This is a genomic window from Pseudomonas orientalis, assembly GCF_001439815.1.
Taxonomy (GTDB): Bacteria; Pseudomonadota; Gammaproteobacteria; order Pseudomonadales; family Pseudomonadaceae; genus Aquipseudomonas; species Aquipseudomonas orientalis.
Window position 1 is genome coordinate 23,992 of record NZ_JYLM01000013.1, and the last position, 13,012, is coordinate 37,003.

The following is a 13,012-nucleotide window of genomic DNA, read 5'->3' on the forward strand; positions in this document are numbered from 1 at the left end:
TCACTGCACTCACTCGCCGAATTGCCTTGCCAGGTCTCATCGTACTTTTTGGATGCGGCCTGCCTGTCTCTCATGCGATCGCTGCTTCAGCCTCCGAACAGGCCAACCTGGACGTGATGATCCGCCAGTTGAATGCCTTGGAGGACACCGCACGTCGTAGCGCTCAAGTGGCCGACGAACCTGGCAAGCGTTACTTCTTCGATTACCAGCGTCTAGCAGGTGATATCGCTCGAATTCGTCATGGGTTGGAGGGCTATCTAACCCCAACCCGAGCCCAGCCTCGTGATCCTGTTGAGCTGTCAGGCCAATACACGACCGAGGGACGCAAGCCATGAGCATGAGCGGCGCTCAGGCTGCTGCGTTTCAAGCGGCAGGAGGATTTCCTGCCTCGACGAGCTACCTGTTTTTCGTCGGCGTCGCTGTAGCCATCATCTTTATGTGGGGCGCCTGGGCTATCTGGAGCTGCTACCGAGGATGGGCCACTGGCAACCTTGATCGCACGATTTCCTCGACCTCGGTCGTCCGCATCCTACTGCTTTGCATGATCCTCACCACATTTGTTCTTAGTTGACCCTATGGGAGATACACCATGACTTCTTTCTTGAAACCGGGCCGCATGCTGATCGGGTTGCTTGCTCTCCCTCAACTGGCCATGGCGGCTCTTCCGCAGTCTCAGCCTCCTACCCGGGGGGAAGGCTCTAACTTGATGCAAACCATGCAGAACTACGCCTTTGACGGTTTTTCTTTGCTTGGTCTCATCATCTGCGCAGTCATTTTCAGTGGCGTTGCTTGGCATGCCTTCGGCACCTACCACGAAATTCAACTTGGCAAAAAGAAATGGGGAGATCTAGGAGCTACAGCCGCAGTTGGCGTCGCGATCCTGGGTGTCGCCATTTTTCTGATCACCAAGGCTACAAATATTCTTTAAAAGAGCCATGGCCATGACAGAACTCTCAGACGATGGGACCCTGATTTTCCTTCCTGTGCGATTGAACAATCAGCCAGTCATCATGGGCGGCCTTACCGCTGACGAAATGTGGGCCACCTTGGCGTTAAGTACCGGCGCAGGGCTGGTTATCGGTATTCCGGCCGTGATATTGACCCAGATTTGGGCACTTATCATTGGCGCCGCCATGCTCTGTGCTGTCCTAGGGCTGTTTCTTGCCAGTCGTTTCTTGCGTCGGTGGAAACGCGGCCGACCTGATACATGGCTATACCGCCAGATGCAACTGAACATCGCGCGGTTTTTTCCGACGTGGAATAAAGCCCTGCTGATTACTCGTACAGGTGCGTGGACCTGTCATCGAACGGAGGTTCAATGACTTACCGTAAAAAAGTAGACGCCCAACTGGCCCACATCAACAGCCTGCGCATGGTCATTGGTTTTCTCATTGCCCTGGGTCTGTACATGGCTTATGGCTGGCAGAGCGCACCGCGTGACCTAACTGTTCATGTACCTCCAGATCTACGTTCAGGTAGCACCCGTAAGTGGTGGGATATTCCACCGGAGTCGGTATACGCCTTCGGTCTGTACATTTTTCAGCAGATGAACCGTTGGCCCGTTGACGGTGAAACCGACTACGAGGACAACATTACCCGCTTGGAAAGCTACCTGACTCCCAGCTGCAAAGCCTACTTGCAGAAAGATTTCGAGCTACGCCGCAATAGCGGGGAACTGCGCAAACGTGAGCGGGGTGTATTTGAAATTCCAGGCAGAGGCATCGACGATAAGTCTGAGCAACATATTGAACAGCACAGCATCAATGACTGGACCGTCAACCTGGACATCACCGCTGACGAGCACTACGGCGGGGAGCGCGTAAAGCGGGCATTTGCTCGCTATCCGTTAAGAATTATCCGATTCGACGTCGATCCCGAAAAAAACCCATTCGGCTTGGCCTGGGACTGTTATAGCAGTAATCCACAACGCATCGAAGTCTCCGCAGAAACGACCAGAGCAGGAGGCAAATGATGACACGCCGCCTACTGATCATCGGGCTCGTAGCCCTTCACTTCTGCGGGTTGGCCAACGCCGTCGAAATCCTGCGCTGGGATCGTATCCCTATAGCACTGCCCTTGATCGTGGGTCAGGAGCGTATTGTCTTTGTGGACCAAAACGTACGGGTGGGTCTGCCTCGTAACCTCGTCGACAAACTGCGCGTGCAGAGCACCGGCGGTGCCCTCTACCTGTTGGCGAAAGAGCCGATTGAACCGACTCGCTTACAGCTGCAGAACATGAACTCCGGCGAGATCATGCTCGTGGATATCATCGCAACGGTAGGGAAACCGAATCAGGTCGCATCCGAGCCGGCTAAAATTGTAGCCGGGGACAGTCCCGCCCCGCGTTACGGCCAAGTCAACGCCAAACCTACAAGCAACCATGCAACTTCTTCCACGGCCCAAGCCAGCGCTCAAGCCGAGGAGGATAAGGACGCGCCGAAACCGCGTCGTGAGACCCCACTTCCGGTGGTCATGACGCGCTATGCCGCACAGATGCTTTACGCGCCCCTACGCACCGTTGAGCCCGTGGAGGGGATTGCTCAGATAAATCTGAAGCGCGGTTTGGACCTCACCACCCTAATGCCGACATTGCCGGTCGAAGCCTCTGCGTTGGGGTCGTGGCGGTTAGACGAGTATTGGGTCACGGCGGTGAAGCTACGTAACACAAGCGCCCAAAACCTCACATTGGATCCGCGTGACCTGATGGGTGACTTTGTCACCGCGACTTTTCAGCATCCCTACCTTGGCGCCAAAGGTGATTCCAGCGACACCTCGACGGTCTACCTGGTGACACGTGGCCATGGTCTAGCCGAATCGTTATTGCCGGCCGCCATCAGCCAGATCGACCCGAAGGGAGGTCGTCGTGAAGAGTAATCCACTTGTTAAATACCTGGTCATACCGTTCGCGATCCTGGCGCTATACGTAGTGGTCAAATTATTCAATCGCGGAAGTGACGATCAACAGGTTCATGCACCGGAAACGGTTGTACTTAGTACGAAAGAGGCTAAAAAGCTTGGGGTTGACGGAGATACACCCAGCGACACATTGCGCACCATTGTCGTGGAAAGCAGACAACTCAAGGACCAAGTCTCCAATGCTTTGAAGAACAATGACGAGCTAAAGCAACAGAACATCGAGTTGCAAAAACGCCTGCAGAACATCGACCTCAATGTCGATAACAAACTGCAAAACGTTCAGCAAACGATGAAGCAGGAGGCGCAACAACAGAGCCAAACCCTCTTGGACACACTGCAGCAGCAGTACAATACCCTGAGCAGCAAATCGGGCAGTGGCAATGAGTCAGGATCTGATTTGCCGATCGGCTTCGGCGTACAGCCAGGTGACGGTCAAGGCTTCAAAGGCGGACCTGGCGCGGACGTTGTTTGGATAGAGCCGCAAGACGCAACGCCGGTCGATGTCAACGGCAAGCCCATCGCTGCTGGGTCAAATCAAACGGCAAGCGGCTTTAACTTCCCGACCTCTTTTGGCGAGTCCGTGGACCGAGGACAAAATGCACTGCGCACGGGCGCTCAAAGTGTTGCGAATGAAATCTCGCCACAGGAGGCCCGCAAACAGGTGCGTAAGGTCTATACCTTGCCGCAGAACTCGACATTGATGGGTTCGGTGGCCATGTCCGCGCTGATCGGCCGGGTGCCCATTGACGGCACTGTCAACGACCCCTACCCGTTCAAGGTATTGATTGGGCCGGACAATCTCACGGCCAACGGCATCGACTTGCCCGACGTCGCCGGCGCGGTGGCCAGCGGAACGGCTTCCGGCGATTGGACCCTGTCTTGCGTACGCGGTCAGATAAAAAGCCTGACGTTCGTCTTCAATGACGGCACTGTGCGCACGCTGCCACAACCTCAAGAAGAAACGAATAGCAGTCAAAATAGTAACAACCAGAACAATGGCAACCAAACCACCATTCAGGGTGGCCTGGGCTGGATAAGCGATGCCTATGGCATTCCTTGTATCAGTGGCGACCGCAAAAGCAACGCCTCGCAATACATTGGCTCGCAGGTACTGATTACCGCCGCCGGCGCAGGTGCTGCCTCACTCATCAAGTCAGATGGAAACAGCGGATCTTTTATAAACCCTCAGTCCGGGACCATCGGTTCTGTCGGCGGCTCGGGCAGTGAAGCCATGGGCAAAATCATTGGCCAGGGCGTCAATGACGTCTCCAGTTGGGTCAACAAACTCTACGGGCAAGCCTTCGCAGCGGTGTATGTACAACCCGGGGCAAAGATAGCTGTGCACCTGGACCAGCAACTGACCATCGATTACGAACTCAATGGCCGCAAGGTCAACTATCGCTCAGGAGCCCGTCATGTCTCGACTGCGCTTGACTAATCATGGCTTAAAACTAGGTGCATACCTGGCCATCGCCCTACTCGCCTCGGCCTGTTCCACCAACAAAGACGAATTGCTCCCCCATGGGGATCGCACAATGATGGACGTTTGGGATCAAGGTTCCAGCGGCTCAAGCAGCTCGAGCAGCCGCCAATTGCTCGATGCACGCCAAGATCTTCGTCGGCCTCTGGAGACGAGGGAAATAGACAACACCAGGTTCACACGTACCGCACAGAACGAGATCTACAGCCAATTTAAACGCCTACCCAATCCCGACCTGGTGATGTACGTCTTTCCTCATTTAGCGGGTTCAGACCCGGCACCGATCCCAGGCTACACCACGGTGTTTCCGCTGTATCAGCGGGTGCAATACGCCATGCCTGGCGAACGCACGGAGGCATATTGATGGGTTTTTTTGAACGATTCAAAACGCGACGGGCGACAGAGCGTGTGGAACCTGGCGTAACACCAGGTTCGCCGTTATCTGACGATGTGCAGGGACCAGCAACCGAGACGTTTGAGGCTGCGACAGAGCGTTACTACGAACGCCTTGCTGCCATGGGTATTCCCTCGCCGAGCGATTGGCGTAACCCAAAGAAAAAGCCAGCCACAACCGCTGATGCTGACCGTCTATACGACGTCAACCCCTCCTTCGTAGACCTACTGCCCTGGGTGGATTACCTGCCTGCAGAAAAAGCCATGCTATTGGAAGACGGCGTGTCTCGCGCTGCCTTTTTTGAGCTGACACCGATTGGTACTGAAGGTCGGGATCCCGAATGGTTACGCAAGGCCCGCGACGCCCTGGAAAACGCCCTCCAGGACTCCTTCGACGAGCTTGAAACCTCACCCTGGGTGGTTCAGCTCTATGCCCAGGACGAAACCAGTTGGGACGATTACCTTCAGCAACTGCATGACTACGTTCAACCACGCGCACAAGGCAGTGCATTCACCGAGCTTTATTTGAAGCTGATGAAGCAACACCTGGAATCCATCTCCAAACCAGGCGGGCTGTTTGAAGACACCAAGGTCAGCCAACTGCCCTGGAGGGGCCAGCAGCGCCGCGTCCGTGTTGTTGTCTACCGCCGTACCCAAGGCGCGCAAGCGGATGTGCGAGGCCAGGCGCCAGGTCCTTACCTGAAAATCATCTGCGATCGCTTGGTGGGCGGCTTGGCGAACGCTGGCATTAAAACCCATCGCATGGATGGCCACGCCATTCGCCATTGGCTGATTCATTGGTTCAATCCACGTCCCGATCATCTTGGCCCTGCCGATGCAGATATTCGCCGCTTCTACGAATTGGTGTGCAAGCAAGCACCTGGTGCTGCAGAGGGCGAGCTGCCGCTCGCCAGCGGCACTGACTTCTCGCAAAACCTGTTTTATCGCGAACCACTGTCAGATATAGAGAAAGGTCTGTGGTATTTCGACGGCCTTCCCCATCAGGTGGTGATGCTTGACCGCTTGAGGGATGCTCCCAAGACCGGGCACTTAACCGGTGAAACCCGAAAGGGCGGTGATGCGCTCAACGCGCTGTTCGACAAAATGCCAGAGGACACCATTCTCTGTATCACTCTCGTGATCACCCCGCAGGACATTCTCGAAGGGCATCTGGAACAGCTTTCACGCAAGGCAGTTGGAGACACTCAGGCCTCGATCCTGACACGCGAAGACGTCGCCACCGCCCGTCAGTTGCTCGGACGCAAGCACAAGCTGTACCGAGGTAGCGTAGCGTTTTACCTGCGGGGTAAAGACGATGCCCAGCTGCACGAACGCAGTTTGCAACTCAGCAGCGCATTGCTGGGTGCAGGCATGGAGCCGGTGGAACCTCGGGATGAAGTGGCACCGCTGAACTCCTACCTTAGATGGCTACCCGGCAACTTCGACCCCAATGCGCGCAAAGCACTGGAGTGGTACGCACAACTGATGTTCGCCCAACACATTGCGAACCTGGCCCCCGTCTGGGGTAGGTCGACCGGAACCGGGCACCCGGGTATTACCCTGTTTAACCGTGGGGGAGCGCCGATAACCTTCGACCCGCTGAACAAGCTGGACCGGCAGATGAACGCGCATTTGTTCATTTTCGGGCCAACGGGTTCAGGTAAATCGGCCAGCGCGACAAACATCCTTAGCCAAATCATTGCCATCTATCGGCCACGTCTATTCATTGTGGAGGCTGGCAACAGCTTCGGCTTACTCGGTGATTTCGCCAAAAAGTTGGGTTTGACGGTAAACCGGGTTCGACTTGCCCCTGGATCGGGTGTCAGCCTCGCGCCATTCGCTGATGCCGTGAAGCTCATCGAACCCAGCCAAAACGTGAAGATTATCAAAGCTGATGATCTTGAGGCGTCGGACGAACATCTGACTAGCCAGACCGAGGATGAACAACGCGACATCCTGGGCGAGATGGAAATTGCGGCCAGGCTGATGATCACCGGTGGTGAAGAAAAAGAGGATGCCCGTCTTACTCGTGCCGACCGTAGCGCCATCCGCCAATGCATACTGAATGCAGCGAAAAAATGCGTGACGGAACAACGTATCGTTCTGCCGGAAGATATCCGTGAAGCGCTGCGAGACATGGGTCTCGAGCCCGGTATTCCAGACGCCCGAAGCACACGATTCTTGGAAATGGCGGAAGCCTTGTCCATGTTCTGTATGGGCACCGAAGGCGACATGTTCAACCGTCCTGGCACCCCATGGCCAGAAGCGGACATCACCATTGTCGACCTTGCCACCTATGCGCGAGAAGGCTATAGCGCACAGATGGCCATCGCTTATATTTCCCTGCTCAACACGGTCAACAACATTGCCGAGCGTGACCAGTTTAAAGGCCGTCCGCTTATCTGCTTCACCGACGAAGGCCACATCCAGTTGAAGGTCCCACTCCTATCCCCCTACTCCGTCAAGATCACCAAAATGTGGCGAAAGCTCGGCGCCTGGTTCTGGATGGCCACCCAAAACGTTGACGACGTGCCGCCAGAGGCCTCAGCCCTGCTCAACATGATCGAATGGTGGATGTGCTTAAACATGCCGCCTGATGAGGTGGAGAAGATCGCGCGGTTTCGTGAACTGACTCCTGCACAAAAGTCGATGATGCTGTCAGCGCGTAAAGAAAGCGGCAAATTCACCGAGGGCGTCGTGTTGTCCAAAAGCATGGAAATGTTATTCCGGGCGGTACCACCGAGTTTGTACCTGGCCCTGACCATGACCGAGCCAGAAGAGAAAAAGCAACGCTTCGACATCATGCAAGCCAAAGGCTGCAGCGAGCTCGATGCCGCGATTGAAGTTGCTGCAACGCTTGACCGCTATCGCGGTATCGAACCTCACATCATTACTTTCCCCGAGCAAGTCACGGCCTTGGAGCGCCAAGCATGAGAGCATTGAATTCCCTGACCCAGAACCTGATAGAAAGTCTGACCCAGCTGCTTGAACAACCGGGTGAAGACGCCCTTCAAACCCTTGAGGTGTGTGCCCCCGTTTTGATAGAGCAACTGCAACAGGTTTTGGTTCGTGCGGTGGATCGTCGTGACATCGAGTCCCAACTTCACGCGGTGTTAGCCAACTGGCTGCGACAGCACCCACAACCCGAGAATGCTGAGAACGCTCTTCTTGAGGCCCTTCGTAAACAAGCGCTGATTTCATCGAAGCCAGCAGAGGCTCGGGCATGACAGGCCTTCGCAAATATTGGTTGATGCTGGGGTGCGTTTTGGCAGGCACATCGATGGCCTGCTTAGCCCTCACTCGAAGCGAGATACCGCCCCCGCACAACATAGGCCCGTGGATGTTTGGTCCTTCCAAAGCACGCTGGACAGTGGCTGAATTCGCGGATCTGGAGTGCCCCTACTGCAAGACTTACACACCTGAGTTGAAAACCTGGATACAGCAGCAGAAGGATGTAAACCTGCAGTGGCATCACCTGCCACTGGATGTGCACGGTCCGACCGCAGTACACGAAGCCAAGCTCGCTGAATGTGCGGGGGCGCTTGGTGGCGCCCCTGCCTTCTGGCAAGCCATTGACCAGATCTTTGACCGGACCCGTAGCAACGGTGAGGGTTTCGATGGGCATCTGAACGTTGTTGGTGTTACTAACCAGGCCCTGTTGTCCTGTGCAGCCACCGACAAAGTGATTGCCCAGCGTGTCGGCCAGCAGGCCGAGGAGGCCGTCAAAGCCGGGGTTACGGCCACTCCTACCGTCATAATTACAGACAACACGACAGGCAGCTCCGTAAAGCTTGAGGGACCAGCTGATGGGGTGTTGTTGTTATCAGCTATTGATTGGCTAGCTCAAAAAAAGGAGCAACGGAACTCCGAAATGGTCGACCGCTAAATCAAGCAGCTTTGCTGCGCAGGTCGCTTACCCTAAACAACTTGAGACAGATGACACGACGAAAACGAACAAAATCCATGGCCGGAGAGCCGATTGATCTATCGCGTTAGTTTTCTCGCTTAGCATTTAGAGAGCTCATCGGCACGGTTAACGGCATAAATATCTGCAATCTGCTCCACCGCCTCAGAAATTCCCGCACCATTCCGGACCAATGTTGCAAAATCATATATCGCCGACGCTCCGCTTCCATTAGCCAGTGCGCAAGCCATCAACTGCCTGACTCTCGTTTCGATGCTCGCCTCGATCACTGCACGATCTTGGGAATCTTCATCAGACAGCCTCTCCGCCACCACCGCAGCTTCCGTTGTTTCATCAATGTCATACAACTCGTAGAACAGCTGGCCCAATGTGCCAGCCGTAATCGATTTCAAACGATTCCATTCCCCCAAATCGGTTTTTTCCTTAAGCGCCTTCTCGGTCTGAAGCCGCAATTTTTTTCCAATGGTGCCGGCCGAACGTTCCTTGTTGGAGTATCTATGATTCGAATTTGACGATACCGTTTGCACGACCCGCCACAGCAAGCTCCATACTTCTCTGGTGCTGTAATACCTCAATGCCGTGTAAATCGCGCTCTTGATTTCATCCGCTTTGTCCACGGGAAAGATTTGCCTGAATTCCCGTAATTGATTGTGCAGGTAGGCCATGCAATCGGCTGCAGCATAGTCGTACCAGAGGGCCAATATGCCTACATTCGTGAAGGGACGTACTACCAGCTCATTAAAAGCGTCCTCGCCTCCGCCCAAGAGCTGATCGCGGACCAACATGAAACGGATTCTATTGACGACGTAATTCAGGCCATTGGCGTCTACGAAGTAGGCATCAGCGCCACTAGCATGAGGAGCGTCAGACAGCACGCCGGCCCTCCAAAGACGATTGATGAACATCTCCGAATCCATGGGCGATAGAGGTTGGCAGTCACCATATGTGAAACTGCCCCCGAAGAAGCGTGAAGCGACTGCGCGCTCTAGCGCCACTAGGATGAATGCTAGGTCATTGGGGATGGTCGTATAGTCAGTTGTTTTCGCTAGGACGCGCTCGGCGTGCTGCGCTACCCTTTCTTGCAAGTTAGCCTCTGCCTGCTCCTCAACCAGTCGCCTTGCCTCGTCCTGCTCCACCTTGCACTCCGCGCATGGCCAGAGAGAACGCTGCTTAAACCTCTTCACTCCGGAGCGGCTGGTGACAGTCAAGGCACATCCACAGACTGCGCACGTCTGGTTCTCGTCGTAAACCGTGCAATGCGTTCTCACGTAGGCCGCGAGGGCATGAGGTTTGAGTACCTCGCGAAATGGCAGCATCGCGCTTACGTTCTCGACAGGCTTACATTCTTCGTTCAGCGCCCAATAACGTTGGACCAATACGATGACTTCCGGGTCAGTGGAGCTGATCTCTAATTTGATTGCCATGGTGCGGGGAGGTCCGAGGGAGAGTTTCGAATTATTGGGCGTCGAGCGACATGCTACTTAAATTCCGGCCAATGACCAGCAACCAAGAGCACACGGCCGGATTGGATTGTCGTAGCAGTTATTATCGAAGGGCACATCGCCATCTTCCAGGTAAGGCAACAGCGCTATTTCGTGTTTTAGGCTGTAATTCGACGCCTTGGCGATTGCCGATCCTTCAGGTCTAAGCTGCCTCTGACCGATCTTCCATATATGAAGCGCGTCTATGAGCGGCGCCCTACGCGTGATTCCGGCAGACCAGTATCATTTAACCTTCCCAAATAGTGCGGCTCAGGTGTAGCCGAACCTCTAAAGAACGACCCTCACCAGGGTGCTGTTCATTTTCAGCGGAGCCACGCGGCGTGATCGAAAATTTCATTGAGTTCAACGAAAAGCGAGGCAGAGCGCTGACTGAGCGCTACGTTCTGCATGTGTTCAACGTGTTCTCTCCCACTCAACTGAAACGGAGGCTGGGGCACAGGCAACCGAAGGTGTGTCGGTATTGTGGGAAAGACGAGAGATCCACAACATTCCGCGAAGAGTCGCATGCCATACCCATTTTTCTGGGGAACAAGACGATTATCGATGAGCTGGAGTGTGATCAGTGCAATCACCACTTCGGGGATCATCTTGAAAACAGCTTCGCAGCCTACACCTACCCTCACCGTCCATTTCAGCGAATCCGGGGGCGCAATGGCATCCCAAAGTACAAAGCCCCAGACTTAGAGGTTTCGGCTGTCGACCAATCCAACCTAGTCATATGTGTCGGTGATAAAGGTGGAGTCGATGCGTTGGAGGTCGAGGGCAAGAATCAACTCCGTTTCCAAGTTGTGCGCCAACCCTACTACCCGACAGCCATTCACAAGATGCTCATCAAAATGGCATTGGCCATGATGCCAGACGATGATCACCGCCAATTCGATTATCTGAAACCCTGGCTTCTGAGTAAAAACCATAAGCCTGGCTTGAGTGGCTCCGTGCCGGTTATCGAGTGGGGGATAAGCGGAGGAGTCAATCCGAACAAAATCACCTGCATCGTTGCCAAGGTGAGAAAGGCGTTTCAAGAATCGACATATAGGTATCAGTTCATATTTCAGTACGGGAATTTCCAGTACCAGATTGTGATTCCCCTGCCTGACGAGTGTGGCCATCGTAAGGATTTCGTCTACGCGCCCGTATTCCTGCCTGATGAGCATTTCCGAGTATTTGGCCCATCCGACTACCAAGAGAAGCACTTCAACTCACCTGACCGGGTGCGTGGAGACAAACTCAGCATCCTGCTTCAGTACAGCGACAAATCCTCTGGAGGGCCTGGGCAGGAGCACTGCTGATTGGATTCTCAGTTTTCAGGCGGCGAGTTTCGCGCGTCTAAGCGCAACTCCTCGGAGTGAAGACCGGGCCGTAGTAAAACGAGCTCATAGACCTAGACGCTGCCTGGCAAGGCATTAAAACCTGATACTACGTACGTACTAGATCTCGCAGATTACTAATGATTTGGGCTGCAGCTTGCTCTGGCGATTGCTCTCGAAGCAGCGCCAGCGCCTGTACCGTTTTGGGGATATCGGAAGCAGGCCTGGTTGCACGTCCTTCGATTTGCACGAACGGTCCATCGGTCTCGGTGAGAAGCCGGTCAGATGGCAGCGAGGCGACAAGGTTGCGATGCCTGGCGGAGCTCAGCATCTGCGAGTTGATCGAGAAATAGCATCCAAGCTCCACAGCCCGCCTGGCCTCGCTAGCGGAGCCGGTGAACCAATGAAGCACCACGGTTCCCCGGTTAGTTGGAAGTAGGCGCTCGATATGGGACAGCACCTTTCCCACACTGCGTACGCTGTGGACAGTGAGGATCTTCCCGCCCTGCTCCGAGCAAGCATCGAGCACCCTCTTGAACACCCGCTCCTGGGCCTCAAAGCTTCGATAGAACTGGGGCCCGGCATCAAGCCCCACCTCTCCGACGTATCGAGTCTCCTCAAGCAGGCGCTCCAGGAGTGGCAGCTCCGATTCACGCTCTGCCACCAGTTGGGGATGTAGCCCCAATACCACCCGGACATGCCGAGCCGAGACCGCAAACTCACAATTGCGCCGCCATGCTTTCGGTGTAGTGGTCACGGCCAAGGTAGCGGCCTCTGCCTGATCGCACCCCACGATGAGACGCTCGTGATCGGGATAGAGGTCAAGGTGGCAGTGGAAATCCACCCACTTTGGAATCGAGCTCTTCTGCGGTTTCATAGTGGTATGGCTGTCACACCCTCGAGGTAATCGTCAACTTCCAGCAGTCCATCTCGATAAACCTGTTCGAAGTCATCCAAGCTCTCAGGATGGTCGATCAAAGGCCCGGGCTCATGAATTGCAAATTTGGCGCGGTGTGGCATACGTTTGAGGCGCGCGATGGCCTTGGTGCAGACCGGTCAATTTGACGCTCGGACTGCAACAGCTGCCGCTTGAACGTCTCGGTCGATTCATGCGCGATCGGTGGCCTTGTTCGCCGGTATAGAACACATGGCCATTGATATCCTGCTGCCGTTCTTCTTGAGGTTTGCTTTAGCGCTTTATGCAGGCATCGAGGCTATGCGTCGACAGGCCAAGACGGGCCGCTACCTCTGCAACAGGCAGCTTCTTTCGGTCACTTGATTTACTGCTTGGATTTGAATTCTTCGGGTTAACGCGGGTTGCTCATGGCACCTCCCAACTGGCCTCAGTTTTTTAAGGCAAAGAGGTGCCCACAAAACCCGGGGGCGATTCATTCAGATGGCATTTACGCCAGAATTCTGCCGTCAAAACATGCACAAACTTAGTGCCCGGGTCGCGCTATTTTGGGGCAAAATATTTTAGGAAAAAATT

15 protein-coding genes and 1 pseudogene are annotated in these 13,012 nt (G+C 54.8%); 12 read left to right on the forward strand and 4 right to left on the reverse strand.

Annotation, left to right across the window (positions count from 1 at the left end):
- Positions 1–20: 20 nt before the first annotated feature.
- The 11 genes from TU82_RS24455 to TU82_RS24505 all read left to right on the forward strand — a co-directional run bounded on the left by TU82_RS24455 (position 21) and on the right by TU82_RS24505 (position 8,675).
- On the forward strand, positions 21–335 hold the full coding sequence (locus TU82_RS24455; RefSeq protein ID WP_231982820.1) for an integrative conjugative element protein, RAQPRD family: 315 nt from the start codon (positions 21–23) through the stop codon (positions 333–335).
- Positions 332–571, forward strand: a complete 240-nt coding sequence (locus tag TU82_RS24460; protein ID WP_057725809.1) for a TIGR03758 family integrating conjugative element protein — start codon at positions 332–334, stop codon at positions 569–571. Before TU82_RS24455 ends, TU82_RS24460 begins: the two co-directional genes overlap by 4 nt.
- A gap of 18 nt (positions 572–589) precedes the next feature.
- Complete coding sequence (locus TU82_RS24465) at positions 590–928, forward strand: TIGR03745 family integrating conjugative element membrane protein (protein WP_057725810.1); 339 nt, start codon at positions 590–592, stop codon at positions 926–928.
- 13 nt (positions 929–941) lie between these two features.
- Positions 942–1,322 carry a TIGR03750 family conjugal transfer protein gene (locus TU82_RS24470; protein ID WP_057725811.1) on the forward strand — a complete coding sequence of 127 codons (381 nt, stop codon included), beginning with the start codon at positions 942–944 and terminating at the stop codon, positions 1,320–1,322.
- A complete protein-coding gene (locus tag TU82_RS24475) occupies positions 1,319–1,972 on the forward strand; it encodes a PFL_4703 family integrating conjugative element protein (protein WP_020302977.1) in 654 nt (217 codons plus the stop codon). The genes TU82_RS24470 and TU82_RS24475 overlap by 4 nt, the downstream gene beginning before the upstream one ends.
- Entirely contained in the window at positions 1,972–2,874 is a 903-nt protein-coding gene (locus TU82_RS24480; RefSeq protein ID WP_057725812.1) for a TIGR03749 family integrating conjugative element protein, read from the forward strand. Before TU82_RS24475 ends, TU82_RS24480 begins: the two co-directional genes overlap by 1 nt.
- Positions 2,864–4,354, forward strand: coding sequence for a TIGR03752 family integrating conjugative element protein (locus tag TU82_RS24485; protein ID WP_057725813.1), 1,491 nt, complete (start codon positions 2,864–2,866; stop codon positions 4,352–4,354). The genes TU82_RS24480 and TU82_RS24485 overlap by 11 nt, the downstream gene beginning before the upstream one ends.
- On the forward strand, positions 4,332–4,760 hold the full coding sequence (locus TU82_RS24490; protein WP_057725930.1) for a TIGR03751 family conjugal transfer lipoprotein: 429 nt from the start codon (positions 4,332–4,334) through the stop codon (positions 4,758–4,760). The genes TU82_RS24485 and TU82_RS24490 overlap by 23 nt, the downstream gene beginning before the upstream one ends.
- On the forward strand, positions 4,760–7,723 hold the full coding sequence (locus TU82_RS24495) for a conjugative transfer ATPase (RefSeq protein ID WP_057725814.1): 2,964 nt from the start codon (positions 4,760–4,762) through the stop codon (positions 7,721–7,723). Before TU82_RS24490 ends, TU82_RS24495 begins: the two co-directional genes overlap by 1 nt.
- Positions 7,720–8,016 (forward strand): hypothetical protein, encoded by a 297-nt coding sequence (locus tag TU82_RS24500; RefSeq protein ID WP_057725815.1) that lies wholly within the window; start codon positions 7,720–7,722, stop codon positions 8,014–8,016. Before TU82_RS24495 ends, TU82_RS24500 begins: the two co-directional genes overlap by 4 nt.
- A gap of 113 nt (positions 8,017–8,129) precedes the next feature.
- A complete protein-coding gene (locus TU82_RS24505) occupies positions 8,130–8,675 on the forward strand; it encodes a DsbA family protein (RefSeq protein WP_231982731.1) in 546 nt (181 codons plus the stop codon).
- A gap of 119 nt (positions 8,676–8,794) precedes the next feature.
- Here TU82_RS24505 and TU82_RS24510 read toward each other — a convergent pair whose 3' ends face one another.
- Positions 8,795–10,138 carry a hypothetical protein gene (locus TU82_RS24510; protein ID WP_057725817.1) on the reverse strand — a complete coding sequence of 448 codons (1,344 nt, stop codon included), beginning with the start codon at positions 10,136–10,138 and terminating at the stop codon, positions 8,795–8,797.
- Between the two features lie 57 nt (positions 10,139–10,195).
- Positions 10,196–10,423: an IS66 family transposase gene (locus TU82_RS28370; RefSeq protein ID WP_082632086.1), complete on the reverse strand. Its 228-nt coding sequence runs from the start codon at positions 10,421–10,423 to the stop codon at positions 10,196–10,198.
- Between the two features lie 113 nt (positions 10,424–10,536).
- On the opposite strand from TU82_RS28370, the gene TU82_RS24515 reads away from it, so the two are divergent.
- A complete protein-coding gene (locus TU82_RS24515) occupies positions 10,537–11,505 on the forward strand; it encodes an HNH endonuclease (RefSeq protein WP_173667484.1) in 969 nt (322 codons plus the stop codon).
- A 127-nt stretch (positions 11,506–11,632) separates the two neighbouring features.
- On the opposite strand, the gene qatD is transcribed toward TU82_RS24515, so the two are convergent.
- Entirely contained in the window at positions 11,633–12,400 is a 768-nt protein-coding gene (gene qatD, locus TU82_RS24520) for a Qat anti-phage system TatD family nuclease QatD (RefSeq protein WP_057725818.1), read from the reverse strand.
- Between the two features lie 315 nt (positions 12,401–12,715).
- Positions 12,716–12,822: pseudogene (locus TU82_RS28375) on the reverse strand (type IV secretory system conjugative DNA transfer family protein); the annotation flags it as partial.
- Positions 12,823–13,012: the final 190 nt, after the last annotated feature.

Excerpts from the sequence above, each read along its gene's own strand:
- TU82_RS24465 (WP_057725810.1), top strand. The coding sequence starts at position 590 with ATGACTTCTTTCTTGAAACCGGGCCGCATGCTGATCGGGTTGCTTGCT.
- TU82_RS24505 (WP_231982731.1), top strand. The coding sequence starts at position 8,130 with ATGTTTGGTCCTTCCAAAGCACGCTGGACAGTGGCTGAATTCGCGGAT.
- TU82_RS24480 (WP_057725812.1), top strand. The coding sequence starts at position 1,972 with ATGACACGCCGCCTACTGATCATCGGGCTCGTAGCCCTTCACTTCTGC.
- qatD (WP_057725818.1), bottom strand. The coding sequence starts at position 12,400 with ATGAAACCGCAGAAGAGCTCGATTCCAAAGTGGGTGGATTTCCACTGC.
- TU82_RS24475 (WP_020302977.1), top strand. The coding sequence starts at position 1,319 with ATGACTTACCGTAAAAAAGTAGACGCCCAACTGGCCCACATCAACAGC.
- TU82_RS24495 (WP_057725814.1), top strand. The coding sequence starts at position 4,760 with ATGGGTTTTTTTGAACGATTCAAAACGCGACGGGCGACAGAGCGTGTG.
- TU82_RS24490 (WP_057725930.1), top strand. The coding sequence starts at position 4,332 with ATGTCTCGACTGCGCTTGACTAATCATGGCTTAAAACTAGGTGCATAC.
- TU82_RS24460 (WP_057725809.1), top strand. The coding sequence starts at position 332 with ATGAGCATGAGCGGCGCTCAGGCTGCTGCGTTTCAAGCGGCAGGAGGA.
- TU82_RS24470 (WP_057725811.1), top strand. The coding sequence starts at position 942 with ATGACAGAACTCTCAGACGATGGGACCCTGATTTTCCTTCCTGTGCGA.
- TU82_RS24510 (WP_057725817.1), bottom strand. The coding sequence starts at position 10,138 with ATGGCAATCAAATTAGAGATCAGCTCCACTGACCCGGAAGTCATCGTA.
- TU82_RS24500 (WP_057725815.1), top strand. The coding sequence starts at position 7,720 with ATGAGAGCATTGAATTCCCTGACCCAGAACCTGATAGAAAGTCTGACC.